The 24,315-nt window shown below is 71.3% G+C and carries 26 protein-coding genes and 1 pseudogene; 14 read left to right on the forward strand and 13 right to left on the reverse strand.

Annotation, left to right across the window (positions count from 1 at the left end; genetic code table 11):
- Positions 1 to 276: pseudogene (locus tag AADR41_RS03510) on the reverse strand (hypothetical protein); the annotation flags it as partial.
- 91 nt (positions 277 to 367) lie between these two features.
- Positions 368 to 973 carry a TetR/AcrR family transcriptional regulator gene (locus tag AADR41_RS03515; protein ID WP_342279880.1) on the reverse strand — a complete coding sequence of 202 codons (606 nt, stop codon included), beginning with the start codon at positions 971 to 973 and terminating at the stop codon, positions 368 to 370.
- 137 nt (positions 974 to 1,110) lie between these two features.
- Here AADR41_RS03515 and AADR41_RS03520 point away from each other — a divergent pair, with 137 nt between their 5' ends.
- Together AADR41_RS03520 and AADR41_RS03525 are read left to right on the forward strand one after the other, a co-directional pair.
- Positions 1,111 to 2,331, forward strand: a complete 1,221-nt coding sequence (locus AADR41_RS03520) for an FAD-dependent monooxygenase (RefSeq protein WP_342279881.1) — start codon at positions 1,111 to 1,113, stop codon at positions 2,329 to 2,331.
- 13 nt (positions 2,332 to 2,344) lie between these two features.
- Positions 2,345 to 3,244 carry a Gfo/Idh/MocA family protein gene (locus AADR41_RS03525; RefSeq protein ID WP_342279882.1) on the forward strand — a complete coding sequence of 300 codons (900 nt, stop codon included), beginning with the start codon at positions 2,345 to 2,347 and terminating at the stop codon, positions 3,242 to 3,244.
- A gap of 513 nt (positions 3,245 to 3,757) precedes the next feature.
- Here the strand turns inward: AADR41_RS03525 and AADR41_RS03530 are convergent.
- The 4 genes from AADR41_RS03530 to AADR41_RS03545 all read right to left on the reverse strand — a co-directional run bounded on the left by AADR41_RS03530 (position 3,758) and on the right by AADR41_RS03545 (position 7,631).
- The gene (locus AADR41_RS03530) at positions 3,758 to 4,114 is read right to left on the reverse strand and encodes a hypothetical protein (protein WP_342279883.1); all 357 of its coding nucleotides are present in this window, start codon (positions 4,112 to 4,114) and stop codon (positions 3,758 to 3,760) included.
- A gap of 415 nt (positions 4,115 to 4,529) precedes the next feature.
- Complete coding sequence (gene lnt / locus AADR41_RS03535; RefSeq protein ID WP_342279985.1) at positions 4,530 to 6,068, reverse strand: apolipoprotein N-acyltransferase; 1,539 nt, start codon at positions 6,066 to 6,068, stop codon at positions 4,530 to 4,532.
- A 139-nt stretch (positions 6,069 to 6,207) separates the two neighbouring features.
- The gene (locus tag AADR41_RS03540; protein WP_342279884.1) at positions 6,208 to 6,702 is read right to left on the reverse strand and encodes a nuclear transport factor 2 family protein; all 495 of its coding nucleotides are present in this window, start codon (positions 6,700 to 6,702) and stop codon (positions 6,208 to 6,210) included.
- Positions 6,703 to 6,770: 68 nt separating this feature from the next.
- On the reverse strand, positions 6,771 to 7,631 hold the full coding sequence (locus AADR41_RS03545; protein WP_342279885.1) for a universal stress protein: 861 nt from the start codon (positions 7,629 to 7,631) through the stop codon (positions 6,771 to 6,773).
- 225 nt (positions 7,632 to 7,856) lie between these two features.
- Here AADR41_RS03545 and AADR41_RS03550 point away from each other — a divergent pair, with 225 nt between their 5' ends.
- From AADR41_RS03550 to AADR41_RS03565, 4 genes are all read left to right on the forward strand, one after another.
- Positions 7,857 to 8,474, forward strand: coding sequence for an HAD family hydrolase (locus AADR41_RS03550; RefSeq protein ID WP_342279886.1), 618 nt, complete (start codon positions 7,857 to 7,859; stop codon positions 8,472 to 8,474).
- A gap of 74 nt (positions 8,475 to 8,548) precedes the next feature.
- On the forward strand, positions 8,549 to 8,818 hold the full coding sequence (locus AADR41_RS03555; RefSeq protein ID WP_342279887.1) for a hypothetical protein: 270 nt from the start codon (positions 8,549 to 8,551) through the stop codon (positions 8,816 to 8,818).
- Positions 8,819 to 8,945: 127 nt separating this feature from the next.
- Positions 8,946 to 9,200 carry a LapA family protein gene (locus tag AADR41_RS03560; protein ID WP_317863571.1) on the forward strand — a complete coding sequence of 85 codons (255 nt, stop codon included), beginning with the start codon at positions 8,946 to 8,948 and terminating at the stop codon, positions 9,198 to 9,200.
- Between the two features lie 582 nt (positions 9,201 to 9,782).
- Positions 9,783 to 10,376: a fasciclin domain-containing protein gene (locus AADR41_RS03565; protein ID WP_342279888.1), complete on the forward strand. Its 594-nt coding sequence runs from the start codon at positions 9,783 to 9,785 to the stop codon at positions 10,374 to 10,376.
- 66 nt (positions 10,377 to 10,442) lie between these two features.
- Here the strand turns inward: AADR41_RS03565 and AADR41_RS03570 are convergent, their stop codons facing one another.
- The 3 genes from AADR41_RS03570 to AADR41_RS03580 all read right to left on the reverse strand — a co-directional run bounded on the left by AADR41_RS03570 (position 10,443) and on the right by AADR41_RS03580 (position 13,453).
- A complete protein-coding gene (locus AADR41_RS03570) occupies positions 10,443 to 11,306 on the reverse strand; it encodes a hypothetical protein (protein WP_342279889.1) in 864 nt (287 codons plus the stop codon).
- A 349-nt stretch (positions 11,307 to 11,655) separates the two neighbouring features.
- Positions 11,656 to 12,528 (reverse strand): undecaprenyl-diphosphate phosphatase, encoded by an 873-nt coding sequence (locus tag AADR41_RS03575; RefSeq protein ID WP_342279890.1) that lies wholly within the window; start codon positions 12,526 to 12,528, stop codon positions 11,656 to 11,658.
- A 211-nt stretch (positions 12,529 to 12,739) separates the two neighbouring features.
- On the reverse strand, positions 12,740 to 13,453 hold the full coding sequence (locus AADR41_RS03580; protein ID WP_342279891.1) for a TVP38/TMEM64 family protein: 714 nt from the start codon (positions 13,451 to 13,453) through the stop codon (positions 12,740 to 12,742).
- Positions 13,454 to 13,865: 412 nt separating this feature from the next.
- On the opposite strand from AADR41_RS03580, the gene tuf reads away from it, so the two are divergent.
- The 3 genes from tuf to AADR41_RS03595 all read left to right on the forward strand — a co-directional run bounded on the left by tuf (position 13,866) and on the right by AADR41_RS03595 (position 16,829).
- The gene (gene tuf / locus AADR41_RS03585; protein WP_342279892.1) at positions 13,866 to 15,041 is read left to right on the forward strand and encodes an elongation factor Tu; all 1,176 of its coding nucleotides are present in this window, start codon (positions 13,866 to 13,868) and stop codon (positions 15,039 to 15,041) included.
- Positions 15,042 to 15,115: 74 nt separating this feature from the next.
- Positions 15,116 to 15,961, forward strand: coding sequence for a patatin-like phospholipase family protein (locus AADR41_RS03590; RefSeq protein ID WP_342279893.1), 846 nt, complete (start codon positions 15,116 to 15,118; stop codon positions 15,959 to 15,961).
- A 22-nt stretch (positions 15,962 to 15,983) separates the two neighbouring features.
- Complete coding sequence (locus AADR41_RS03595; protein ID WP_342279894.1) at positions 15,984 to 16,829, forward strand: spermidine synthase; 846 nt, start codon at positions 15,984 to 15,986, stop codon at positions 16,827 to 16,829.
- Here the strand turns inward: AADR41_RS03595 and AADR41_RS03600 are convergent.
- The gene (locus AADR41_RS03600; RefSeq protein ID WP_342279895.1) at positions 16,791 to 18,089 is read right to left on the reverse strand and encodes an MFS transporter; all 1,299 of its coding nucleotides are present in this window, start codon (positions 18,087 to 18,089) and stop codon (positions 16,791 to 16,793) included. The two genes, AADR41_RS03595 and AADR41_RS03600, sit on opposite strands and share 39 nt — an antisense overlap.
- Before the next feature lie 62 nt (positions 18,090 to 18,151).
- Positions 18,152 to 19,219, reverse strand: a complete 1,068-nt coding sequence (locus AADR41_RS03605; protein ID WP_342279896.1) for a hypothetical protein — start codon at positions 19,217 to 19,219, stop codon at positions 18,152 to 18,154.
- A 138-nt stretch (positions 19,220 to 19,357) separates the two neighbouring features.
- On the opposite strand from AADR41_RS03605, the gene AADR41_RS03610 reads away from it, so the two are divergent.
- Complete coding sequence (locus AADR41_RS03610) at positions 19,358 to 19,810, forward strand: DUF4442 domain-containing protein (protein WP_342279897.1); 453 nt, start codon at positions 19,358 to 19,360, stop codon at positions 19,808 to 19,810.
- A 158-nt stretch (positions 19,811 to 19,968) separates the two neighbouring features.
- Positions 19,969 to 20,622, forward strand: coding sequence for a DedA family protein (locus tag AADR41_RS03615; protein WP_342279898.1), 654 nt, complete (start codon positions 19,969 to 19,971; stop codon positions 20,620 to 20,622).
- Between the two features lie 60 nt (positions 20,623 to 20,682).
- On the opposite strand, the gene AADR41_RS03620 is transcribed toward AADR41_RS03615, so the two are convergent.
- Entirely contained in the window at positions 20,683 to 21,213 is a 531-nt protein-coding gene (locus AADR41_RS03620; RefSeq protein WP_342279899.1) for a gamma carbonic anhydrase family protein, read from the reverse strand.
- A 182-nt stretch (positions 21,214 to 21,395) separates the two neighbouring features.
- On the opposite strand from AADR41_RS03620, the gene AADR41_RS03625 reads away from it, so the two are divergent.
- A complete protein-coding gene (locus tag AADR41_RS03625) occupies positions 21,396 to 22,151 on the forward strand; it encodes an acyltransferase (protein ID WP_342279900.1) in 756 nt (251 codons plus the stop codon).
- 6 nt (positions 22,152 to 22,157) lie between these two features.
- On the opposite strand, the gene AADR41_RS03630 is transcribed toward AADR41_RS03625, so the two are convergent.
- Entirely contained in the window at positions 22,158 to 23,024 is an 867-nt protein-coding gene (locus AADR41_RS03630; RefSeq protein ID WP_342279901.1) for a DMT family transporter, read from the reverse strand.
- Between the two features lie 94 nt (positions 23,025 to 23,118).
- Between AADR41_RS03630 and AADR41_RS03635 the strand changes: the two genes are divergently transcribed.
- A complete protein-coding gene (locus tag AADR41_RS03635; RefSeq protein ID WP_342279902.1) occupies positions 23,119 to 23,691 on the forward strand; it encodes a helix-turn-helix domain-containing protein in 573 nt (190 codons plus the stop codon).
- A 44-nt stretch (positions 23,692 to 23,735) separates the two neighbouring features.
- Positions 23,736 to 24,296: a YbaK/EbsC family protein gene (locus tag AADR41_RS03640; protein WP_342279903.1), complete on the forward strand. Its 561-nt coding sequence runs from the start codon at positions 23,736 to 23,738 to the stop codon at positions 24,294 to 24,296.
- The last annotated feature ends 19 nt before the right edge of the window (positions 24,297 to 24,315 follow it).

A 24,315-nucleotide genomic window follows, 5' to 3' on the forward strand; every position in this document is an offset into this window, starting at 1 on the left:
CGGGCGGGGCGCGCGGGGCGCGGTACGCCGGGTGTCCGGCGGTGCGGCGTGGGCGCGGCGGGACGCGGACGCGGAGGTGGACGGCGTGGGGGACGGTACGACCCCCAGGGAGTCGTGGACCGGAGGCAGCACGATCTGCGGCGTCAGGTCCTGGGTGGGCCCACTGGCCCGGGGCCGGGGCGGAACATCGGATTGCGGCTGTACGGACACACACCCCGACAGCGCCGTGACGGCGACGCCCATCAGGAGGTTCACGGTGATTCTGGTTCGTTGCACCTGATCAACTCTGCTGTGCGGAGACCGCCCGGGGGAGCCGGGAGGGCGGGATTGGCCCGCACGAGTGACACCGGCCGCCGGGCGCGGGCGGTCAGTGGAGGGCCCATCGCGGGCCCAGCATCCCGGAGAGCAGTTCGGCGAAGCCGGTGCGCAGCTCCTCCTCGCTCGGTACGGAGCGGCTGAACGACCCCGCGGCGCACGAGAACATCAGCCCCTCGCACCAGGCCACCAGGGACAGCGTGTGCCGTTCGGGCTCGGCCGATCCGGCGGCCGTCATCAGCGCCATCAGCGGTTCTCGGAACTGCCGTCCCGTCGTGTCGAAGAACTCCCGAAGCTCCGGGCGGCGGGTGGCCTCCAGGGCCAACTCATATCGGCAGACGAGCAGTTCGGGGTGGCGGGTGAGATAGCGGTGCAGCGCCGACGCGAGACCGGCGACCAGCCCCTGCGGTCCGGTGGCCGGAGCGAGGAGTCCGGCGGGGGCGAGGACCCGCGCCTCGCGTTCCGCGAGCCGTCGCACCGCCGCCTCCAGCAGGGCCTGCCGGGTCCGTGCGCAGTTGGAGGTCGAGCCCTGGGGGAGCCCGGCGCGCTCGTCCACCGCGCGGTGGGTCAGCCCGCGCATCCCGCGTTCGGCGAGAAGGGCGAGGGCGGCATCGGCGATGAGATCGGCCCGGGAAGTGCCGGTTGCGCGTGTGGCCATGGGGCCAACCTACCTTCGTAACTACAGCCGTAGTACGGTGAACCTGTCACTACGGGTGTAGTTCCGGTGCTCCGGGTCCGCAGCTCCGGCCTGCCGGGGCTGCGGAGCGCCGGGGCCGGAGGATTGCTGGAGGAGTCATGGACAAGCCCCACGCCGTCGTCGTCGGCAGTGGAATCGGGGGCCTCACCGCGGCGGTGGCCCTGCACGGCTGCGGCTGGCGGGTCACGGTCCTGGAGCGCGCGGCCTCCCTGGAGCCCGTGGGGGCCGGCATCTCCCTCGCCCCCAACTCCCAGCGCGCCCTGGACGTCGTGGGCCTGGGCGACGAGATCAGGGCCCTCGCCGCCTGGCAGGGCGAGGGCGGCATGCGCACCCCGGGCGGCCGCTGGCTCTCCCGTACGGACAGCACCGCCGCGACCGAGCGGTTCGGCGGCTCGATCGTCCTGCTGCACCGGGCCACCCTCGTCGGCCTCCTCCTGGCCCGGCTGCCCGACGGCACCGTCCGCACCAGTACCGCGGCGCAGCTGCTGGACCCCGGAACGGCAGCCGGTGCGCCCGCCGTCATCGGCACGGCGGCCGGGAACATCGAGGCCGACCTCGTCGTCGGGGCCGACGGCATCCACTCGGCCGTGCGACGCGCGCTCTTCCCCGACCACCCCGGACCCGCGTACGCCGGATTCACCACCTGGCGCATCGTCGTCCCCGCGTCCGGGCGGACCTTCGCCCCGCACGAGACCTGGGGGCGCGGCGCCCTCTGGGGCACCCAGCCGCTCAAGGACGGCCGGATCTACGCCTACGGGGCCGCCGTCGCCCCGGCCCGGGCCCACGCCGCCGACGACGAGAAGGCGGAGCTGATGCGCCGGTTCGGCAGCTGGCACGACCCGATCCCGGCGATCATCGCCGCCGCCGGTCCCGGCCAGGTGCTCCGCAACGACGTCCACCACCTGATCGATCCGCTGCCGTCCTTCCACCGGGGCCGCACCGTTCTCGTCGGCGACTCCGCGCACGCGATGGCGCCGAGCCTCGGTCAGGGCGGCAACCAGGCCATCGAGGACGCGATCGTGCTCGCCCACCGCCTGACGCCGGGCGGCGACCTCGGAGCCGGGGCGGCGGCGTACACCGCCGACCGGTTGCCGCGCACCTCGGCCGTCGTCCGCAAGTCCGCCCGGACCGCGCGTCTGATGCGGCTGACTAGCGCTCCGGCCGTCGCGACGCGTGACGCCCTGCTCTCCACCCTCTCGCGCTTCGGCCCCAGCCTCGTCCTGCGCACCTTCGACGGGATAGCCGACTGGCGTCCGCCGCAGCACACGTATGCTGCCCCTCGCGAGGCGGACACCGAGCCGGTGGACGCCGAACAGTGAGAGGGAGACCCCTGTGAAGGTCGGCTGCATCGGGCTCGGCGACATCGCGCAGAAGGCTTATCTGCCGGTTCTGACCACCCTGCCCGGGGTCGAACTGCATCTGCAGACCCGTACGCCCGCCACCCTGGCCGCGGTCGCCGAGGCCCACCGCATCCCGGCCGGGCAGCGCCACACCGACCTCGGATCACTGATCGCCCAAGGGCTGGACGCCGCGTTCGTCCACGCCCCGACGGACGTGCACCAGGAGATCGTGGCCCGGCTGCTGGAGGCCGGTGTCGCCACCTACGTCGACAAGCCGCTGGCCTATGAACTCGCCGATTCCCGGCGGCTGGTGAGCCTTGCCGAGGAGCGCGGAACGAGTCTCGCCGTCGGCTTCAACCGCAGGGTCGCGCCCGGCTACGCGCAGTGCGCCGAGCACCCTCGCGAGCTGATCCTCATGCAGAAGAACCGGGTGGGCATGCCGGAGGACCCGCGCACCATGGTGCTCGACGACTTCATCCATGTCGTCGACACCCTCCGCTTCCTGGTGCCGGGCCCGGTCGAACACACCGCCGTGCAGGCCAGGATCCGCGAGGGCCTGATGCACCATGTCGTGCTGCAGCTGTCCGGTGACGGATTCACCGCCATCGGCACGATGAACCGGCTCAGCGGCTCGACGGAGGAGCGGCTGGAGGTCTCCGGCCAGGACACCAAGCGCGAGGTCGTCAACCTCGCCGAGGTGATCGACCACAAGGGGCAGCCGAGCGTGCGGCGGCGCGGCGACTGGGTGCCGGTGGCCCGCCAGCGCGGCATCGAGCAGAGCGTGCTGTCGTTCCTGGACGCGGTCCGTGCCGGAAAGGTGCTGAGCGCCGAGGACGCCCTGCGCACACACGAATTGTGCGAACGCGTTCTGCTCGACCTGGACTGCGCCTGAGGGCGGTCCGCCCGATTCTCGGAGTATTCGTTCGGCGGCGTAGCACTCGGCAGCTCTCGTGACGGGCTGACCAGCCGGAGACGAATGGAATCCGGGCATGGTCGTCGCTGGAATACCTGATTGCTCAGGAAGTGATGCGGATCGCAGAGGGGGAAGGTGCGGAGCCGGTGGGCAGCCGATTTCTGACAGGTGCGGGCCCGAGAGGACTTTCCGGGGTGATCGTTGATTCGGTCGGCTGTGGTCGAAATTCGTGACGTCGTTCCGGCGGTGAATTCTGCTTGATTCGAAAATTCGGAAGGTGTTCGGGGATGGAAATTATATTCCTGCCCGTCCCGGGATGTTTTCGAATGGGCGGACCGGTGCTCCTCGTGTGTCGGTGATCCGGGGGCGGCGGAGAAGGTGGGACACGCCTGCCTCCTCCGCCGCGGCGGAACCTCCGAGGTGGAACCCCGTGGTCGGGATGGCGCACAGCTCGCTGCGGATCAGCGGTGCCGGGCGGACTCGTGCCGTCTGCTAGTTGATGTCGCCGCGGAATACCCAGCGTCCGGCGATACCCGTTTCGTCAACTTTGCACAGGCTGATGCAGACGAAGATCACGCTGTCGTTGACGCAGTAGAACTTGCTGGTCACCTTGTTCCCGAAGTAGACGGTGTCCACCTGGGGGGCGGTCTTGGCGGGCTTGGTCCGGACCGCAGTTCCCGGTTTTTTCTTCACGGTGTATGTCTTGCCCTCGGGGGCGCACCGAATCGTCCCCTGGATATGAATTTGCCCGTCCTCCGGGGCCGGGGAGGCCTGGGCGGGTGCACCGATTCCCCAGGCGATCAGAGTGGCCCCAATTGCTGCCGCCATGGTGCGTGCTTTCAGGCTCATTGGCTCCCTATTCCCTGTTCGTGTGTGCTCTGTTCGCGAATCAACCGTGCTGCGGAAATGAGTGATCGGTCCTTGATTGCTCGCGAATTCGTCAAGGTCTTCTCGTTTTGCGTTGCGATCGTACCTTGAGGAGGGTGGTTTCGTTCGGTTATTTTTTGCACTCAAGTGGAATTCGGGATTCAGTGAAGGGATTGCGCCATGGCTGCTTTGGGTCGTGGTTGGCAGGGCTGTTGATGATCGTCGTGATTGCTGACTTTGCGGTGACGGGCGGATTCTGATGGCCCGGGGTTTCCGCTGCGGAGGCAGGCCGTCGGCCCGGCCGCGGACGGAGGCTGCCGATCCGCCGGGCAGCCCGCTTCGTGGCAGCGCGACGTTCAACCGGTCGGCGGCCGAAGCCTCACCCGCCCGAGTCCCACTACCCCTCCCGGACCGGCTCGCCCCCGTTGCGCCTCCGGAACGCACGGACTCCCGCAAGGGCGCAGTACAGGGCCGTCACAGCCGCCGCCACCCACAACGGCCAGTCGCCCAGCCGCACATAGAGCGTGCTGCCCGACGCCAGCGGTACGTCGAACACGGCGGCCCCGCTCTCGTCCGTGCCGAGCGGATCACCGACCCGCGCACCCTGCGGTCCGTACACCGTGCTGACGCCGGTGAGCGTGGCATGCACCACCGGGCGGCCGTTCTCGGCGGCCCGCAGCGCCCCGAGCGAGGCATGCTGCGCGGGCGCCCAGCCGTGCTGGAACGAGGAGGTCGACGACTGGGCGATCAGCACCTGGGCGCCGTCCCGGGTGAGCCGACGGCTCATGTCGGGGAACGCGGACTCGAAGCAGATCAGCGGACCGACGCGCAGTCCGTTCCCGCCGTCGGCCCCGGGCAGCGACATCGTCACCTGCCGGGTGCCCCGCAACCGGTCCTCACCGGCCGCCCGGCCCATGGAGACGACCCAGCCGAGCACCGAACGGGCCGGGACGTACTCGCCGAACGGCACCAGCCGCATCTTGTCGTAGCGGTCCCCGGTCAGTCCGTCCGGACCCACCAGCACCGCAGACTTGAAGATCCCCGTCCGGCCCGATCCGTCGGTCTGCCGGGCATCCACATTGACCAGCACATCCGCGCCCACCCGGCGTGAGAGCGCGGCGATCCGGGCGGTGACGTCCCGGCGCGCGGCGAGATCCACCCCCACACTGCTCTCGCCCCACACCACCAGATCGAGATCGCGCCCGGCCAGCGAGCCGGTCAGCCGCTCACTGGCGGCGAGCCGGCGCTCGGCGCCGTCCTTCCCGGTGAACACGCCCGGCTGTACGACGGCGATCCTTGCCACTCCCGATTCCTCGGGCTGCGGCGCCCACTTCGCCATCGCTCCCACGGCCAGACCGCACACCGCGAGTCCCACCGCGGCCACCGCACGGGCGGCCAAGGACACGAACAGCAGGGCGACAGCGGTGTTCACCGCCACCACCACGAGGCTCACCAACCACACCCCGCCCACGGATGCCACCCGTAGGGCGGGGGCCACCTGCCACTGGCTCGCACCGAGCAGCCCCCAGGGACCGCCGAGCGCCTCCCAGGAACGGGCCAGTTCGATCAACAGCCAGCCGCAGGGCACCACGACGACCGCGCAGACGACGCCCGCGGCGGACACCGGCCCGCCCAGCATCCGGAAGACCAGCAGCCCCCACGGAGCCCACAACAGACCGAGCAGGGCTGCCAGGACCAGGATGAAGACATGGAGGCTCGGCATCAGCCAGTGGTGCACCGCGAGCATGTAGCCGGTGCCGCCGAGCCAGCCGTACAGCGCCGCCCGGCGACCCGCCCCGGCGGACCTGAGCAGGAGCATCCAGGGAACCAGACCGACCCAGGCGAGCCACCACAGGGCAGGGGCGGGAAAAGCGAGCGCGGGCAGCGCGCCCGCGAGCAGTGCCAGGGAGCCGTACCACCGGCCGGACCGCGGCATCCGCGACCACCGTCCGCCACGACCGGCCGGAATCCGCATGCCGCGCCTCCTCGTCCCGCCTGATGAGCAGTCTGCTCCCTTGCCGCCCGCTCCGCAGTTCCTGCCCGGCGCGGGAGAGCGGAACCACCGGTGGCCCGGCTCAGCCCGCCGGAGAGGGGCCTGCCGGGCCGCGCCACTTCTCGTGGACGGTCACGTTACGGATCCGCCAGCCGCCGTCCGTGCGCGACAGCGAGAACGCGTACCGCCCGCCGGACACGAAGTTCGGCGCGGTCGCCGATGCCTCCGGCCCGCTCGCACCGTCCGCCGTCTCCAGCCGCATCGGGTTCAGGTAGTCGGCCCACACCTCGGCGAGGTCGCCCGGGTAGCCGCCGAGGTCCTGGAACTCGATCCTGCGGTTGACGACCAGATGCTGGCGTACGGGGAAGAGCCGCATGGTCCGCGCCAACCACTCGGCGACCTCGTGCACCGGCCCCTCGACACCACCGGCACCGCGGTAGTCGGCACGGCCGTCCGTCGTGAACAGGGCCCGGTAGTCCGCCCATGCACCGTCGTCCACCGCCACCGCGTAGCCGGTGATCACTGCGTCGATGGCCAGCCGGTCCATCACGGTCGCGAGGTCCACGCGCTGTGTCATCGGGTCAGTGTCCGCCCGCCGGCGTGCGAGGCCAAGAGGCGTGCACGCACGGTCGGGCGGCGCGGCGGTCAGCAGGGCACCACGGCAACCGGGCCGAGCGCGTGGGTGAGCGTGGTCTGCCCGACGGGGGAGAGCCCAAGCCCGAGGGACTCGCCGCCCCGGCGTCGCCCGATCACGGTCAGCGCCGCGGTCGCCGAGGCCGTGACCAGGGTGCGCGAGGCGGAGCCGCCCACCGGCTCCCTGACGACCTCGACCTGCGGGTACTTCTCCCGCCAGCCGGCGGTGAGTTCCGCGAGGGTGCGTTCGGCAGCGTCCGCCACCGCGTCCCGGTCGAAGACGGGGCCGCCGGAGAGCATCGAGGAGAACATCGTCCAGCCGTGCACGATCCGCAGCCGCGCACCGGGCCGGGAGGCTGCGGTCTCGAAGGCGAACTCCAGAACCCCTTCGCTGCTCTCGTCGGCGGCCACCCCCGCGACGATGTCGGACGGTGTTTCCTCCTGCGCCGCGTCCTCGTCCGACGGTCCGCCGTGGACCACGACCACGGGGCACGCGGCCATCGACGCGACGGCCAGGCTGTTGGAGCCGAGCAGCAGGGACCGGAAGCCGCCCAGACCGCGTGAACCGACCACCACCAGCGAGGCGTTCCGGCTGAGCGAAGTGAGTGCAGCCGCAGGGAAGTCCAGCGGTGTCAGCGTCGACGGGTGCAGCTGCGGAACGAGTTCGGTGACCCGTCGCACGGACCGGTCGAGCAGTTCCTGCGCCTCGCGCCGCAGCGTCTCCTGCTCGACGCGCCGGTCGGGCGTGCGGGTGTGCACGATCGTCAGCCCGAGCCCTCGCCGTACGGCTTCGTGAGCGGCCCAGTCGAGTGCCTCGCGGCTGTGCGAGGAGCCGTCGACCGCGGCGATCACGGGACGGTCGGTGCTGGTCATGGTTGCCTCCAGGTTCCGGCGGTGGATGTCCCAGGCTGGTACGCGCGAACAGCGAACGGCAGGGACTTTCGACCCTATCTGCCCGGAAGATCCAGGACGCACCGCCACCCGAGTCGGGTCGCGACGGGTACCCCGGGCCTTGACCTTCCCCTCGGGGCAGATCTCAGCATGGGGCCGGGCTCGACGAGGCGGGCCCGATGCGGAGAAGCGGAGAAGGGGGACGGGATGGAAACGTGTTGCGTCATCTTCGACATCGGCGGGGTGCTGGAGACGACTCCGGCAACGGGGTGGGACGACGAGTGGGAGCGGCGGCTCGGTCTGCCGCCGGGGTCCGTGCACCGACGGCTGGGAGACGTCTGGGAGGCCGGGAGCCTCGGAAGGATGACCGAGGCCGAGGTCCGGGCGCGGGTCGGGGCGGTTCTCGGGCTGGACCCGCAACGGACAGAGGCTTTCATGGCCGATCTGTGGGACGAGTACCTGGGCAGCCCCAACGAGGACCTGATCGCCTACGTACGCGGCCTGCGGACCCGTTGCCGGCTCGGCATCCTGAGCAACAGCTTCGTCGGCGCCCGGGAGCGCGAACAGGAGCGGTACGGCTTCGGTGATCTGGTGGAGGACGTGCGGGACATCGTGTACTCGCACGAGACCGGCATCGCAAAGCCCGCCCCGGAGGCCTTCGCGGTGGCGTGCGAGCGGCTGCGGGTGCGGCCCGCGGACTGCCTCTTCGTCGACGACGCGGAGGCCAACGTCCTCGCCGCGGAGACGGCCGGCATGCGCGGGCTCCTGTTCGCCGGCAACACGGCGACGGTCGCGGCCGTCGAGGAGCACCTGGCGCGCCGATGACGGGCATGGGGGCGTGAGGTCGGGCGGGGTTTCCGGCCCGGCCCATTGTCAGTGCCGGGTGCGATCCTGCCCCCATGGACGAGCTGATGCGGCAGCGGCGCGTGTACGGCGCCGACCATGACGATCCGGACCCCGGGCCCCGGCCGGGACACGTCTACCGGGAGCTGGTGGGCGGCCCGCTCGACGGCCTGCTGTTCGACGTGACGGGCTGGACGGACCGGGCGCTGCGCGAGGGCGCGGCGCTGAACACCGAGATAGGGCGATTCGGCCCGGGCGGCAGAGCGGAGTACGGGCCGCGCGAGGGCGATCCCGACCGCTGGGACTGGCGGGGCGACACGCTCTGACCCGTCGGGCGGTCCGTACCCCGGGGTGTCCGGGGTGCGGCCGGGCATCGTCGGCCATTCCCCGCCCGTACGCACGACGACCGCGGCCCGGCAGGACTATTCGGCTGAACCGCTCGATACTGGACGCATGGCACAGAAGACGTCCGGGCAGCAGGCCCCGTCGACCCTGACCGTCAAGGGCCGGAACGTGCGCATCCGCACCATCGGGATCGTGGTGCTGACGGGGCTTGCGATCTGGTTCATCGCCGTGAACACCGGCTCGGTCGCCATCCGGCTGTGGGTCCCCATCGTCACCCTGCCGCTCTGGGCGGTGCTGGCCGTGACCCTGGTCGCCGGGGTGATCCTCGGCGGATACCTCGCCCGACGCCGAGCCAGGCGCTGATCCACCGGGGGCCGTCCGGTCCACCGGGGACCACGGGGCCGCTCGGCCGGCCGACTCTCCCGCGTGCGGGCTCAGCACGCCGACGGCCACCGGCACGAACAGCAGTAGGCGGTATATGACGGACGGGATGACGCCCCTCCGCGCCCCGACGTCGCCACGAAGCCCTGTCGCCGTGCCCGCAGCGAATCCATGACGACGCGTTCCATTGTCGGTGTGATGTTGCTGCATGAACCTTGTGACTCCGCGTTCGCGGTCGTCGCGGGCGAGGCCGGCGATCTCACCCTTGCTGGTGACCGCCCGGCCACCTGCCGAGGAAGGCTGGTTCGACTGCCAGGGCGCTCGTCCCTCCTGGGTGCGCCTGTTCGTCTGCCCGTGCCCGCGATGAGCCGTGGGAGCGGCGCAACCCACCGATTGTCCTCCAGGTGCGCTTCCCGCTGCGTGATGTCTAGGCTTGACCTGGTGACCCACGAGGCATGCCGGAGCGGTGTGGACGACACCCCGGCCAGGCCACACTCCTCGCCCGGCAAGGGTTGCCGTCGACACCTCTCCACGGATCTTCACCTAGAGGGAAGAGGGACCGGTATGAGGTCACATCGCACCCGCACGAGCGCTGCGGCGATCACCGCCGTGGTAGCCCTTCCGCTCTCGCTCGGCGCGTTCGCCCCGCAGGCGTTCGCCAGTGGCGCGGCGTCCAGCACACCGAGCCCCTTCGGGCCGGGATGCTCCCAGCTGCCGCACAGCGGCAAGGGCAGCGCCGCCGACATGTCCAAGGAGCACGTGGCCACAGCAGCGGCCAACAACCCGAAACTGACCAAGCTGGCACTCGCGTTGAAGGACGCCGGGCTTACGACCAAGCTCAATGACGCGAAGCACATCACGGTCTTCGCCCCCACGAACGCGGCCTTCGACAAGGTTTCCAAGATGCAGCTTGCCGGCCTGCTCAAGGACAAGGGGCAGCTGAAGAAGGTCCTGACCTACCACGTCGTGGACAAGACCATCACTCCGGAAGACCTTCCCAACGGCAGCTTCAAGACGCTGGAGGGCTCCACGCTCAAGACCTCCGGATCGGGCACGACGTTCAAGGTCAACGACACTGCCAAGATTGTCTGTGGAGACATCAAGGTGGCCAACGCCAGGGTCTACCTCGTCGACACGGTCCTCATGCCCCCGTCCTAGAACTCCCAACAGGACGGCCTCTGGTGGTTGCCGGCTCCGGCGGCGCCCGAAGCCGGCTGCCGCCCGCTAGTTCTTCTGCAGCGCGCGGGTGGCACCCGCGATGACGGCGGTCGTCAGCACCCAGCCGAAGGCGATCAGCAGGTAGGCCAGCGACTGGAGGCTGCCGTTCGACCAGTACCAGGCCGTGCGCTGTCCCAGACCGCCGATGGGGATCAAGAGGTCGATTGTGTAGGCGAGGGGCTGGAACGGGGCGCCTTCACCTTCTTTGACCGGGATGGGCGACTGGGTACGGAAGGCCAGGTCGCCCAGGAGGGTCAACGCGAGAAGCCAGATGCCTGCCAGCCAGGGGCGGTAGCCGTAGCCGACGGTCACGTCGAGCATGTGGCCCCACATCTGCGCCGCCGGGTGCAGTGTGCGACGGCGGTGGCGCTGTTTGGCCAGGAGTACTCGGCGGGCATCGTCGTCGTGGTCGGCGGTCCGGTACCAACTCGCCAGTTGCTCATACGGTTGTGGGCTGTATCCGGCGCCGCGCCGTATCCAGCCCACGCGGTATGCCACGGACTGCAGATGCCCCCTCACCTCCCTCCGGTCGCCCGCCTCGACCGGCTTGACGGAGCCGTACACGAAGCCGTCCAACTCCACCGCCTCCGGCCAGCTGTACTCGTTGTCGCGGAGGTGGGACACCTGTGCGCCCCGCAGATCCACCGTGCCGGACGGTGGTTGGGCGCAGGTGATGTCGAAGTCGGCCACCTGCATCAGGGGGCCGGCCAGGGCCGTGCCGTCACCGCCGGGTGCTGCGTTCAGGACGGCTCCTGCGAAGGTCAGGCTGTCCGAGACCCGAGCGCCTCGCAGTCTCACCGTTCCGTCCGAGGTGAAGCCCTCGGAGAAGTTGAGCGTCGACGCCGCGACGTTGTCCAGTGCCAGTGCCACTCCGCGCGGACCTGGGCGTCCTAGCGGTACAGGGCACTCCAAAGTGGCCCGCATGCCGGGACGTCCACCGGCCCGGGCCCGGTGCGCTTGGGGCCGTTCCGCTCGGTGACGGCACCGCTCGGGGTGGTCACGTCGACCCGGGCCCGCAGAGCGCCCGGAGGGCCCGCGCGGATTCGGCTGTGCGGGCCCTCCCTGCTGCTCCCCGACTCTGCGACAGTGCACGGCTGTGCTGCCTGCTTCGCCGTCTCCTGCGCGGGAGACGAGTGGGAGACGAGTGGGAGACGATCACGACGCGCGAACGCACCTGGATGCTGGAAAGCGCTGGATCAGAACAGAAGTGGAGAGTGGATCACCCGGCGGACTCGCCTGCGTGCGGGCTCAGGACTCCCGCGCCGACCAGGGCGAAGAGCAGAATGCCCAGAATGATCCGGTAGATCACGAACGGCATGAAGCTCTTGGTGGTAATAAAGCGCATGAACCAGGCGATGACCGCGTACCCCACGCCGAACGCGATGACGGTCGCGAAGATGGTCGGCCCCCACGACACGTGCCCCTCGCCCGCGTCCTTCAGTTCGAAGACGCCCGAGGCGAGGACCGCCGGGATCGCGAGCAGGAAGGAGTACCGGGCCGCGGCCTCACGGGTGTAGCCCATGAGCAGACCGCCGCTGATGGTCGCTCCGGAGCGGGAGACGCCCGGGATCAGCGCCATCGCCTGGCAGAAGCCGAAGATCAGGCCGTCCTTCACCCCGAGTTCCTTGAGCGTCTTGCGTTCCTTGCCGGCCCGGTGCCTCCCGCCCGCGTCGTCGCGGGCGGCGAGACGGTCGGCGATGCCGAGGACGATGCCCATCACGATCAGCGTGGTGGCGATCAGCCGCAGATCACGGAACGGGCCCTCGATCTGGTCCTTGAGCGTCACTCCGAGCACACCGATGGGGATGGAGCCCACGATGACCAGCCAGCCCATCTGGGCGTCGTGGTCGCTGCGCATCGACCGGTCGGTCAGCGAACGGAACCAGGCCGAGACGATCCGGACGATGTCCTTGCGGAAGTAGATGAGGACTGCCGCCTCCGTGCCGATCTGGGTGATGGCGGTGAACGCCGCACCCGGATCGTGCCAGCCGGCGAAAGCTGCGGTGAGCCGCAGATGCGCGCTGGAGGAGATCGGCAGGAACTCGGTCAGTCCCTGAACGAGGCCCAGGACGAACGATTCGAACCAGCTCATGGGGCTTTGGCCATCCCGGAGGTGATCGTGCATCGGCCGAGGGCGGTGAGGGCCGTCGGCAGTGTGCGCATTGCGGTCAAATGAGGACAGGGCCGTGATGGGCCCGGAGGTCTTCGGTCGGTCGCGGGCAGGGTATCGCCCTCAGATGAACAGCGTTACGCGTACCCCGGGGCCCGCCCCCGCCTCCGGGCCGGTCGCCGGGCGCACCGGTTCACTCGGCGGCCAGCCGGTGGCGCTTGCGCCAGGCGACGACCGCCGCGCCGATCCCCGTCAGCACGATGAAGCCCATCGCGGCCAGGAAGGCGGGCGACGTCGGCGACGTGGCCTCGCTGCCCGCGACGACATACGCGGCGGTGTTCGGGATCGAGCCGAGCCCGGTGGCGACCAGGAACGGCGGGTACCCCATGCGGGACACCGCCGCGCAGTAGTTGGCCGCCGCGAACGGCACTCCCGGGAACAGCCGCAGCGCCAGCATCGAGCGGAACCCGTGTCTGCTCAACTGGCCGTCCGCCGCCTTGAGCCAGCGTCCGCGCAGCAGCGTACGGAGCGCGTCCTGCCCCAGCACCCTGCCCAGCCCGAACGAGATGCCCGCGCCGAGCACCGTGCCCGCCAGCGCGGCCGCCAGCCCCGCCTGCGTACCGAAGAGCGCACCGGCGGCGAGATTGAGCAGCGGGCGTGGAACGAAGGCCACGGTGCACACGCCGTACGCGACACCGAAGAGGAGCACCGCCACGGCGCCACCGCTGAGCCGGGCGGGCCAGCCGCCGGCGAGCAGCCGTTGGGGTTCCAGGAGGAGCATCGTCGCCGCGGCGCCCAGCAGTACGGCCACGAGGAGCGAGAACCGGGACCAGGGCGAGAGCAGGGCCCTTGTGCAGCGCACGGCGAGGCCGGTGGCGGGCCGGGCTGCGGGGACGGGGTCGAGCATGCCGGGAGAGTAACCGACACCGGTGTGTGATCGCCGTAACGCAGGTGGCGGGCGCCGTCCCGCCGGCCCCGCGCGCCCCACCGGCACCGATGCCCGGTGCGGGCCGAACTCCCGTGCAGGGCCCGCGATGCGCGCCGGAAAACCATTCGACGCGGCCGGGCCCCTCGGACATGATCGGACCCATGTTCCGGTACGCCTTCCCCGCAGCGCCGTCCGCAGTCGCGGACGCGCCGAAGGCTGCCGTGAACCCCGTCATCGCGGCGGTTGTCGCAGCAGCGCCCACCGCTGCCGCAGCGTTCATCGGCGGCGCCCGAAGCTGACCCTCCCCCGACAGTCCGGCGGACCCCGCAAGGGGAGGGTCGGCCGGGCCCCGGGGTCTTCTCTCCCAGCTTCGAACACCAAGGAATGAACCATGCCCAAGACGGCATACGTGCGCACCAAGCCCCACCTCAACATCGGCACCATGGGCCACGTCGACCACGGCAAGACCACTCTGACCGCCGCCATCACCAAGGTCCTCAGTGACCGGGGGACCGGCACGTTCGTCCCGTTCGACCGGATCGACCGGGCGCCGGAGGAGACGCAGCGCGGCATCACCATCAACATCGCGCACGTCGAGTACGAGACCGACACCCGCCACTACGCCCACGTCGACATGCCCGGGCACGCCGACTACATCAAGAACATGGTCACCGGTGCCGCCCAGCTCGACGGGGCGATCCTGGTCGTCTCCGCGCTCGACGGGATCATGCCGCAGACCGCCGAGCACGTGCTGCTCGCCCGCCAGGTCGGTGTCGATCACATCGTTGTCGCCCTCAACAAGGCGGACGCCGGCGACCCCGAGCTGACCGACCTGGTCGAGCTGGAGGTCCGCGAGCTGCTCTCCGCGCACGGCTACGGCGGAGACGCCGTTCCCGTAGTGAGGGTGTCGGGCCTGAAGGCCCTGGAGGGCGACCCGCGCTGGACCGCGGCCGTCGAGGCGCTGCTCGACGCCGTCGACACCTACGTGCCGATGCCGGTCCGGTACACCGACGCGCCGTTCCTGCTGTCGGTGGAGAACGTCCTGACCATCACCGGACGGGGCACCGTCGTCACCGGAGCCGTCGAGCGCGGCACCGTGCGGACCGGCGACCGGGTGTCGGTGCTCGGGCCGGACCAGGACATCGAGACGGTCGTCACCGGCCTGGAGACCTTCGGGAAGCCGATGGAGTTCGCGGAGGCCGGCGACAACGTGGCCCTGCTGCTCCGGGGGGTGGAGCGCGACCGGGTCCGCCGCGGCCATGTGGTGGCGGCGCCGGGCAGTGTGACGCCCAGCCGCCGCTTCACCGCGCAGGTGTACGTCCTGTCGGCGCGGGAGGGCGGCCGTACCACCCCGGTCACCACCGGGTACCGGCCGCAGTTCTACATCCGCACCGCGGACGTCGTCGGTGATGTCGACCTCGGTGCGGTGGCGGTGGCGCGCCCCGGCGACACGGTCGATCTGACCGTCGAGCTGGGACGTGACGTCCCGCTGGAGACCGGACTCGGCTTCGCGATCCGCGAGGGCGGGCGCACGGTCGGCGCCGGTACCGTCACCGGCGTCCTCTGAACGGCGACGCGCCAAGGGCCCGCCTCCCGCACCCCGGGGGAGGCGGGCCCGGCCCCGTACGTGAGACTGACGGGATGACAGAAACAGCACTGGTACTGGGTTCCGGCGGCATCACCGGCAGCGCCTGGGAAACCGGGATCCTGCACGGGCTCGCGAAGGCGGGCGTGGACCTCGGTGGGGCGGATCTGATCATCGGCAGTTCGGCGGGAGCGGTGGTCGGCGCACAGCTGGCCTCCGGACTGCTCGGCCTGCCCGAACTCTACGAACGCGAGCTCGCCGACCCGCAGGACATGACGGGCGGCAGGCTCGGCCCGGCCGTGCTGCTGCGGTACGCGGCGGCCGTGCTGTCCGCACGGACCCCCGAGGCCTACGGCCGGAAGCTGGGCCGGATCGCGCAGAACGCCCGGCCCGCCGTGACCGAGGAGCAACGGCGCGCGGCGATCGCGAGCCGGCTCCTGTCGCCCGAGTGGCCAAAGCGCCCGCTGCTCGTCACCGCCGTCGACGCCACGACCGGTGAACTCCGCGCGTTCGACAGGGACAGTGGAGTGTCCCTGGCCGATGCCGTCACCGCGAGCTGCGCCGTCCCCGGCGTATGGCCCGTCGCCCGCGTCGAGGGGCGGACCTGGATCGACGGCGGGGTGCACTCCACGGCCAACGCCCAGCTCGCCGCCGGATACGGCCGCGTCGTCGTCATCGCGCCCTCGGCCGGCGGCAACAGGGCCATCGCCGCACCGCAGGCGCAGGCGGCCGCACTCGCCGCGAACGGTGCCCGGGTCGAGGTCATCACCCCGGACGCGGCCGCGAAGAAGGCCTTCGGCCGCAACCCCCTCGACCCGAGCTGCCGCGCGGCGGCGGCCCGCGCCGGACTCGCTCAGTCGGCGGCACACACCGAAGCCGTCGCCGCGGTCCTGAGCGGCTGATCCCACACCCCACAATGGGGGAGTGAACGACTCGATACCCGTCATCCGGGACGTGGACCAGGGCACCGCCAGACTCCTTCCCGACGTGGACCGGGCGCGGGCCTGGCTGCTCACGGTCGACGGCGCGCCCCAGTCCTACGTCGACCTCGACGCGCCGGACCACATCGAGTTCGAGTACGCGCGACGGCTCGCCCATGTCGTCGACTGCGCGGCGGCCCCCGGCACACCGCTGGACGTACTGCACCTCGGCGGCGGTGCCCTCACCCTGCCCCGCTACACCGCCGCGACCCGGCCCGGCTCCCGCCAGGACGTCGCCGAGGCCGATCTCGGGCTCCTCGAACTGGTCGCCGAACAGCTGCCGGTCCCCGCCGGCAGCGGCATCACCGTGCACGGCACCGACGCCCGGGGGCTGCTGGAACGGACCGCGCCCGGCTCCCTCGACATCCTGATCGCGGACGTCTTCGGCGGCTCGCGGGTGCCCGCCCACCTCACCTCCGTCGAGTACGCAAGGGCTGCCCGGCGTTCGATGCGGGACCACGGGATCTATGCGGCGAACCTCGCGGACGGTGCGCCCTTCGGCTTCATCCGCTCCCAACTGGCCACCTTCGCGGCCGTTTTCGAGGAACTCGCGCTGATTGCCGAACCCGCGGTGCTGCGCGGCCGGCGCTTCGGCAACCTCGTTCTGGTCGCCTCCCCGAGCCCCATCGACACCGCTGCGCTCACCCGTCGCTGCGCCGCCGACGCCTTTCCCGCCCGGGTCGAGCACGGTGCCGCGCTGGACCGGCTGGCCGGTGGCGCCGAGCCGGTCGGCGACGGTGAGGCGGTCGCCTCACCCGAGCCGCCCGACGGAGCCTTCGGCATCGGCTGAGACGGGCCCCCGGTCCTTCCCCGTCGCGACCCCGGCGGTCTCGGGGGCCCGGGTCAGCCGGCGCACCTCCGGCACGAACAGCACGGCCCCGGTGACCAGCACGATCAGCGCCGCGCAGCCCCACAGCGCCTCGCTCCGCCCGACCAGCGACTCCACCGGACCGGCGAGCGCGGTGGCCACCGGCATCATCGCCACCGAGCCGAACCAGTCGTACGCCGAGACGCGCGAGAGCTTCTCCTCCGGGATCTCCTGGTGCATGGCCGTCATCCACGAGACCCCGAACACCTCGATGGCGACGCCGCTGACGAACATCACCACGCAGAGCCCGCCCACCGGCAACGGCACCGCGAGGCCCGCCGGGGGCAGCGCCAGCGGGAAGACACAGAACGTGCCGGCCAGCAGCAGCCGCCGGGGCTTCCACCGGGTCATCAGCAGCGCCCCTCCCAGGGTGCCGGCCCCGAACGCGGCGAGCGCGAAGCCCCAGGGGCGGGCGCCACCGAGCTCGTCCCGGGCGACCAGCGGACCGTAGACCGACTCGGCGGCGCCCACCGCGGCGACCACCACCGAGAACTGCGCCACGATGCTCCACAGCCAGGGGCGGCCGATGAACTCCTGCCAGCCGTCCCGCATGTCGGCGAGCAGACCGCCGCCCGGCTCGCGCGGGGGAATGTGACCGACGTCCAGGAACCCGCGCAGCCCGCCCGCCACCGCGAACGCCGCGGCGTCCACGGCCAGCACCCAGCCCGGGTCCATCGCCGCGATCATGGCGCCGCCGAGCGCCGCGCCACCGATCGTCGCGCCCTGCACGGCCATCCGGAACAGCGCGAAGGCACGGCTCGCCTGCTCACGGCTGACGCTGGACATCAGCATGCCCTCGGCCGCCGGGTTGAAGAACGCCTGCCCGGTGCCGCACAACGCGGTGAGCAGCATCATCTGCCACAGCTGCGGATCACCGGCCAGGACCAGCCAGGCGAACGCGGCCTGCGAGAGGCAGTTGAGGGTGTTGGCCGCGACCATCACCCGGTGGCGCGGCAGCCGGTCCGCGATCGCCCCGCCGATCAGCAGGAACAGCACCAGGGGCGCCGTCCTGGCGGCGGCCACCAGACCGACGTCACCGCCGTCACCGCCCGCGTTCAGAACGGCGAACGCCGCCGCGATCAGCGCGCCATGGGTACCCAGGCCGGTGATGATCGCGGCGGCGGTCAGCAGACGGTAGTTGCGGCCGGGGTGTGGCGGGCGGGCTGCGGCGGCGGTGGTCACCAGGGGACTATCGCCGCCGCACCCCCGCCGTGCCAACTGCTTTCCCGGGGGAGGGAACGGGGTCAGGGAGCGGGGGTGACGTCCACCAGACGCACGGTGCTCAGGATCTTCTCGATCGTCGTGTCGGGGAGTTCGTCCTTGACGGAGTCGGCTCCGTACAGGACCCAGGACGCGAACTCACCCTTCTTGTTCTTGAAGGTGAAGGCGATGGCCTTGCCGTCGCTGTCGCACTTCTCCTTCTTCGTGACGTTCGGAGCGGTGGCGGTGACGACCTGGCCGGTGAGCCCCGACTTGGTGGTGTACTGCTTGGCCTCGGTGAACTTGATGGTGCTCTGCGGCATGTGCTGCGCGTAGGCGGCCCACACCCAGGTGCCGGCCTCGCTGTGCGCGTTCTTGGCTGCGTCGGTGGCACCCTGGGCGCCCCTGGTACCGGCGCTCGCGAGGCTCATGTCCTCCTTGACGCCGTCCTTGTCGGGGTCGTCCACGCACCACTTCTTCTGGAAGAACGCCGGTGCTGAGAAGAGGATGAGGGGCGAGCCGTCGCCCTTCTTCTCGTCCTCGAAGTACGAGCCCGTGCCGGGCCTCCCGACCTCCCAGTCCCCGGGCACGTCGAACTGCGTGCCCCACTTGGGGTTGGTGACGACCTTCCATCCGGGGACGAGGGGCTTGGGGTCCCCGTCGTCGCCGCGCGGGTTCGCCTCGGCGGAGGAAGCGGATCCGGACGGCTTGACGGGCGCCGACGACTGCTTGCCGTCGGCGACGTCCTTGTCCTTGTCGTCCTTGTTCATCACGACGACACCGGTCACCACGGCGGCCACGACCACGGCGGTGGCCGCGACGATGGCGATGGCGGTGGTCTTCTTCTTGTTGTTGTCGCCGGGCTGCGGAGCGCCGGGCGGGCCGGGCACCGCGTACTGCGGCACCGTCGCCTGCTGGTACACGTTCGGCTGCGCGTAGCCGGGCTGCTGGCCCTGCTGCGGGTACCCCGGCTGCTGTCCGGGCTGGCCCTGCTGCTGATATCCCGGCTGCTGATAGGGATTCGGCTGCTGGTACCCCGGCTGCTGATACGGGTTCTGATTCTGGTCCTGCGGGTTTTGCTCGCCCCCGGGCGGCTGCTGTCCTGGCCACATGGCGAGTAACGATAGAGGGGTGGTGGCCGGTCTGCTACGCCCGCCCCCGTGTGCGGACGGTGAAGGAAGCGATCGCAGCGGTCCGCCAAGGGGTTCCGGGGATGGCCAAAGAGTTCTACTCATGAGTAACATCTGGCCATGAGCGCTGAACAGACGACCGTGGGCGAGATGCTCGTCGCGACGGTCCCGATGGCCCGGACCCTCAACCTCCAGTTCCTGGAGACGACCGCCGAGCGTGCGGTGGTCCGCCTCCCGGACCAGGCCGACTACCACAACCACATCGGCGGACCGCACGCCGGAGCGATGTTCACGCTGGCGGAATCGGCGAGCGGAGCGATCGTCATCGCCGCCTTCGGCGACCAGATGTCGCGGGCCGTGCCGCTCGCGGTGAAGGCGGAGATCGGCTACAAGAAGCTGGCCAAGGGCGACGTCACCGCGACGGCGACGCTGGGCCGCCCGGTGGCCGAGGTCGTCGCCGAACTCGACGAGGGCAAGCGGCCGGAGTTCCCCGTGGCCATCGAGATCCGGCGCGCCGACGGCGCCGTGACCGGCGAGATGACCGTCGTCTGGACGCTGCGGCCCAACGCCTGAGTCCGGCCGGTCCCGAGAAGAGCCGCCATCCGCCCAAGAAGTGGGCGTGTGGCGGCTTTTCGAGCTGTTCGGGCCGTCGGCGGGACAGGTAGGCTTCCCGCCGTGCGCCGAGGAGTTGCCCGGCGGGCAACAGGCATCAGCTACGGGAGGAACCGGCGTTGCACATCCAGGAATGGCTGGAGACCATCCCCGCCGTCAGCGTCTACGCCCTGGTGGCCGGGGTCATCGGGCTGGAGAGCCTCGGTATTCCGCTGCCCGGCGAGATCGTTCTGATCAGCGCGGCGCTCCTGTCCGCCGGACACGACGGAATCAACCCGTGGTTCGTCGGCGCCTGCGCCTCGGCCGGCGCGATCATCGGTGACTCGATCGGATACGCCATCGGCCGCAAGGGCGGACGGCCCCTGCTGGCCCGGCTGGGCGGGAAGTTCCCCAAGCACTTCGGCGAGAGCCAGATCGCCATGGCGGAGCGGTCGTTCGAGAAGTGGGGCATGTGGGCGGTGTTCTTCGGCCGCTTCGTGGCACTGCTGAGGATCTTCGCGGGCCCGCTGGCGGGCGTACTGCACATGCCGTACTGGAAGTTCCTGATCGCCAATGTGCTCGGCGGCATCGTCTGGGCGGGCGGCACCACGGCCGTCATCTACTCGGTGGGAGTCGTCGCCGAGGCCTGGCTCAAGCGGTTCTCGTACCTCGGCCTCGTGGCCGCGGTGCTGATCGGCGTCGCCTCGATGCTGATCGTGAAGAACCGGGCGAAGAAGGCGGCGGCGTCCGCCGCCCCGGCGCCCGAGTCGGCGGCGGTCGTGGCCACCGACTGACCTCAACGGGTCGGCACGGGCCGGGCGGTGCGACCCCGCACCGCCCGGCCCGTCGCGTTCTCAGCCCTCGTGGGCCTGCCGGTGCGCCTTGGCCAGCTCCACATAGCCGACCGCGTTGAACCTGATGCCTTCGAGCTCCTCCTCGGTCAGCTGCCGCCGGACCTTGGCGGGGACCCCTGCGACCAGCGAACCCGGCGGCACCCGCATTCCCTGCGGGACCAGCGCCTGCGCCGCGATCAGCGAACCGGCCCCGATGTGCGCGCCGTTGAGGACGGTGGCCCCCATGCCGACCAGCACGTCGTCCTCGACGGTGCAGCCGTGGAGCACGGCGTTGTGCCCGACCGAGACGCGCTCGCCGACCGTGACGGTGAACCCGGGGTCGACGTGCACGCTGCAGTTGTCCTGGATGTTGCTGTCGGCACCGATGACGATCGGGCCGCAGTCGGCGCGCAGTACGGCGTGGTACCAGACGCTGGAGCCCGCGGCCATCGTGATATCACCGATGACGACCGAGGTCGGTGCCGTGAAGGCATCCACGTCGATGTCCGGCTCCTTGCCGCCCATTCCCGTGATCAACGCCTGCTCTGCCATCGCCTGTTCCTCCGTGCTCAGGGGTGGTGCGGCCGTGGTCGTCCGGTCCCGGCGACCCGGCCGCGGCTGTTCCGCCGCGCCACAGGAACGGTAGGCGACGGCCGCCGGACCGGGACCGAGTGGGGTGAACATCACAGGTCGCCCCGGTGATCGGCCCGGGCGCCGCCGACTACCGTGTGCGAGTGCCCAAGAACAGGAACGCGTTCTCTTCTCTCGCCGCCTGGCGGCGACGCGCCCTGTCCGGGGCCGTCCACCGCGGCTGGCGCTGGGTGCAGGAGGCGGGCGCCGTCACCGCGGACCGCCCCGGCACGCTGCGCTTCGGCCGGATCGGCGAGGGCACCCGGCTGGCCTTTCCGCAGGGCACGGTCTTCGGGGAGCGGTGGATCGAGCTCGGCTCGCACTGCGTGATCGGTGAACAGGTCACGCTGACGGCCGGACTCATGCCCGACCTGGACCTCGGCCCCGATCCGATCCTGACCCTGGGCGACGGGGTGGTGCTCGGCCGCGGCAGCCATGTGGTCGCCGACACCACGGTGACCATAGGCTCGGACACGTACTGCGGTCCGTACGTCTACGTCACGTCGACCAACCACAGCTACGACGATCCGCACGAGCCGGTCGGCCGGCAGTGGCCCCGCATGGAACCGGTCGCCATCGGGCCGGGCTGCTGGATCGGCACCGGGGCGGTGATCCTCCCGGGGGCCACGCTCGGCCGCAACGTGGTGGTCGCCGCAGGGGCGGTGGTGCGGGGCGAGGTGCCCGACCACGCGGTGGTGGCCGGCGCCCCCGCCCGTGTCGTACGCAGCTGGGACCCCGAGAAGGGCTGGCAGCCGCCGCTGCGCACCCCTGCGCCGGTGCCGATCCCGACGGGCGTCACGCCCGAGCAGTTGCTGGCCCTGTCGGAACCGGGCGAGACCTCGGGCCCGTCAGACGGCTGACGGGCCTCATCCGGTCGCGAGCAGCACCGTGCCCACCAGGGCGAGACCGGCCCCGGCGGCCTGCACCCCGAGCAGCCGCTCCTTCAGTACGCCGCGCGCCGCCAGGGCGGTGATCACCGGATAGAGCGAGGCGAGCACGGCGGCCACCGTGACCGGCCCGTGCTGTGCCGCGACCGAGTACGTGCCGTTGGCCGCGACGTCCGCGAGTCCCACGAGCGCCAGGGCGGGCAGTGCGGCGAGCACCGTGGCCGCCCCGCGCTCCTCGGGCAGCGCCCGTGCTCCGCGGCGCACCGATGCGTACAGGGCCGCACCGCCGACCGCGACATTGGTGAGGCGCTGGACGAAGAGCGCCAGGAACAGCCCGGTCACCGTCGTGGACGCCTCGGAGATCAGCGCCATCACCGACCCGAAGCCGAGCGCGGCCGCCAGGGTCAGCAGTACCGCCCGGCGCTGCACCGGCGCCCCGCGCAGCTGCGGACCGCCCGCCAGTACGACGCCCACCACGGCGATGCCGACCCCCGCCAACTGCGGCAGCCCCGGGCGCTCCCCGGCCAGGAGTCCGACGCCCACCGGCACGACGACCCCCAGCGATCCGAGCGGGGAGACGACCCCCATCGGGCCGAGCGCCAGCGCCTGGTAGAAGCTCAGCATCGCGACCGGCCCGACGGCACCCGCCGCGACCGCGAACCACAGCTGCGGTCCCGCCTCGCTCCAGCCGCCGGTCGCGACCACGACGACACCCAGCACCACGGCCGCGACGGCCTGTGAGACGACGACCACGGTGAGGGCGGGGACGCGCCGGGTGAGCAGCCCGCCGCCGAAGTCGGCCAGCCCCCAGAGCAGGCTCGTGGCCAGCGCGAACAGTGCTGTCATTGCAGGCCCTCGCAGTACAGTGTGATGAACGGTGGAGTGCACCACACCGTAGTGCAGTTTCTTCGACCCTGTCAGTCAAAATATTGGACGGAATGTGTCCGAACTCGATCAGCTCACTCAGTCGCTCGCGCGCAATCTCAAGCGCTTGAGGGGGGAACGCGGCTTCACCCTGGACGCTCTCGCCGCCCGTGCCGGAGTCAGCCGCGGCATGATCATCCAGATCGAACAGGCCCGCACCAACCCGAGTGTCGGCACCACGGTCAAGCTCGCCGACGCACTGGGGGTCAGCATCGCCACCCTGCTCGACCACGAGCAGGGCTCGCCGGTCCGGCTGGTACCCGAGAGCCGGGCGGTACGCATGTGGTCCACCGACACGGGCAGCTCCGCCACCCTGCTCCTCGGCACGGACGCCCGGGGACTGCTCGAACTCTGGTCCTGGCGCCTGATGCCCGGTGACGGCAGGGCCTCCGATCCGCACCCCGAGGGCGCCATCGAACTGCTCCACGTCACCACGGGCGAACTCACCCTGGTCGTCGACGGCGCCCCGTACGCCGTACCGGCCGGTGGCTCGGCCTCGTTCGAGGCGCACCACCCGCACGCCTACCGCAACGACGGCCCCGATCCGGTCGAGGTGACCATGGCGGTCTCCATCCCGCCCGTACGGTGAGACGAGCGGCCGAACGCCCCGGGACCGCTGTTAGCGTGAGGCACATGCGCGCTCCCATCGGCTCCTTCGAGAACGCCGCTCCGGCGGCCGACCGCTCCGACCTGCTCACCGCCCCCGTCGCCGCGGCCGTGACCGAGGGCTGGGGCGGCTTCCCCGCCGAGCAGATCATTCACGTCGACACGGACCCGGCCATCGCCGACACGGCGGTCTTCGTCGAGCACCACGGCGCGGACCTGCTCGACCGGTCGGCCAATTGCGTCGTGGTGGCGGGCAAGCGTGGCGGCGACGTGACCCTCGCGGCCTGCCTCGTCCTGTCCAACTCCCGCGTCGATGTGAACGGCGCGGTCCGCAAACGACTCGGCGCCCGCAAGGCGTCCTTCGCCCCGATGGACACGGCGGTCGGCGAGACCGGCATGGAGTACGGCGGCATCACCCCCATCGGCCTGCCCGCCTCGTGGCCGCTGCTGATCGACCCGGCCGTCGCCGACGAGGAGTGGGTGCTGATCGGCAGCGGCAGCCGCCGCGGCAAGCTCATCGTCCCGGGCAAGGCACTGGCGGCGCTGCCGGGCGCGACGGTCGTCGAGGGACTCGGCATCAGGAACTGAGCCCCCGCGGGGGCCCGGG

Source organism: Streptomyces sp. CLV115 (assembly GCF_038448545.1).
Taxonomy (GTDB): Bacteria; Actinomycetota; Actinomycetes; order Streptomycetales; family Streptomycetaceae; genus Streptomyces; species Streptomyces sanglieri.

Coding starts and splice junctions, on each gene's coding strand:
- AADR41_RS03580 (WP_342279891.1), bottom strand. CDS start 13,453: ATGCTCGACCCCGTCCCCGCAGCCCGGCCCGCCACCGGCCTCGCCGTG.
- AADR41_RS03545 (WP_342279885.1), bottom strand. CDS start 7,631: ATGACCAGCACCGACCGTCCCGTGATCGCCGCGGTCGACGGCTCCTCG.
- AADR41_RS03530 (WP_342279883.1), bottom strand. CDS start 4,114: ATGAGCCTGAAAGCACGCACCATGGCGGCAGCAATTGGGGCCACTCTG.
- AADR41_RS03610 (WP_342279897.1), top strand. CDS start 19,358: ATGAGCGCTGAACAGACGACCGTGGGCGAGATGCTCGTCGCGACGGTC.
- AADR41_RS03550 (WP_342279886.1), top strand. CDS start 7,857: ATGGAAACGTGTTGCGTCATCTTCGACATCGGCGGGGTGCTGGAGACG.
- AADR41_RS03640 (WP_342279903.1), top strand. CDS start 23,736: ATGCGCGCTCCCATCGGCTCCTTCGAGAACGCCGCTCCGGCGGCCGAC.
- tuf (WP_342279892.1), top strand. CDS start 13,866: ATGCCCAAGACGGCATACGTGCGCACCAAGCCCCACCTCAACATCGGC.
- AADR41_RS03575 (WP_342279890.1), bottom strand. CDS start 12,528: ATGAGCTGGTTCGAATCGTTCGTCCTGGGCCTCGTTCAGGGACTGACC.
- AADR41_RS03520 (WP_342279881.1), top strand. CDS start 1,111: ATGGACAAGCCCCACGCCGTCGTCGTCGGCAGTGGAATCGGGGGCCTC.
- AADR41_RS03605 (WP_342279896.1), bottom strand. CDS start 19,219: ATGTGGCCAGGACAGCAGCCGCCCGGGGGCGAGCAAAACCCGCAGGAC.
- lnt (WP_342279985.1), bottom strand. CDS start 6,068: ATGCCGCGGTCCGGCCGGTGGTACGGCTCCCTGGCACTGCTCGCGGGC.
- AADR41_RS03515 (WP_342279880.1), bottom strand. CDS start 973: ATGGCCACACGCGCAACCGGCACTTCCCGGGCCGATCTCATCGCCGAT.
- AADR41_RS03620 (WP_342279899.1), bottom strand. CDS start 21,213: ATGGCAGAGCAGGCGTTGATCACGGGAATGGGCGGCAAGGAGCCGGAC.
- AADR41_RS03540 (WP_342279884.1), bottom strand. CDS start 6,702: ATGACACAGCGCGTGGACCTCGCGACCGTGATGGACCGGCTGGCCATC.
- AADR41_RS03590 (WP_342279893.1), top strand. CDS start 15,116: ATGACAGAAACAGCACTGGTACTGGGTTCCGGCGGCATCACCGGCAGC.
- AADR41_RS03565 (WP_342279888.1), top strand. CDS start 9,783: ATGAGGTCACATCGCACCCGCACGAGCGCTGCGGCGATCACCGCCGTG.
- AADR41_RS03555 (WP_342279887.1), top strand. CDS start 8,549: ATGGACGAGCTGATGCGGCAGCGGCGCGTGTACGGCGCCGACCATGAC.
- AADR41_RS03560 (WP_317863571.1), top strand. CDS start 8,946: ATGGCACAGAAGACGTCCGGGCAGCAGGCCCCGTCGACCCTGACCGTC.
- AADR41_RS03630 (WP_342279901.1), bottom strand. CDS start 23,024: ATGACAGCACTGTTCGCGCTGGCCACGAGCCTGCTCTGGGGGCTGGCC.